Genomic DNA, 549 nt, shown 5'->3' with positions numbered 1-549 from the left:
GCAAACAGATTACGCCCCGTTAGAGCATCGCATCCAATTTTTTGGAGTTTTTCGATAACCTGCTGATGGTGTCGCTTAGAGACAACTTCAATGAGTTCGAGAGCCTTTTTGCCGAGTTCAGTGTCAGGCGTCTGCGTATAATTCTGGACCATAAGACAGGGTTCAGAGACGTTATAGAAAGCATGATGCGGGAGCATCAGCCCAACAATCTTATTCTCCATCTGCTCGAATTTTATTTCATCACCAACGATGACACGACCATCAAGAGAAGGCTCAACACAGAGAGCCATAGCAATATCGGGCCCGAACATATCCAATGATTTAGGGACACCTATCGTGGCTTCGCCTTCATCACGCTTCGTGAAAAGCTCAGCATCATTGATGACACGCTTCTTCATCATCTTCAGAGATCCATCAGACTGATCTCGAACGATGCGAAGCCTCTCATCATTAAGAGACCCCTTGAACTCCTTAAACGATCCGTACCTCTGTATCAGTCGCGTATTGAGTGTCTCATTATAGAACCACTCAAGATGGCCATCCTCCATC

1 protein-coding gene is annotated in these 549 nt (G+C 46.1%); it reads right to left on the bottom strand.

Annotated features, from left to right (window positions below; genetic code table 11):
- Positions 1-549 (bottom strand): hypothetical protein (locus tag KP705_RS16595; protein WP_215765050.1); only part of this gene is annotated, 549 nt, incomplete at both ends.

Origin of the sequence: Gluconobacter sp. P1D12_c (assembly GCF_018812105.1) — a bacterium.
Classification (GTDB): domain Bacteria; phylum Pseudomonadota; class Alphaproteobacteria; order Acetobacterales; family Acetobacteraceae; genus Gluconobacter; species Gluconobacter oxydans_A.
Note: the sequence above shows the minus strand (reverse complement) of the source record. Positions and strands in the feature narration are given on the sequence as shown.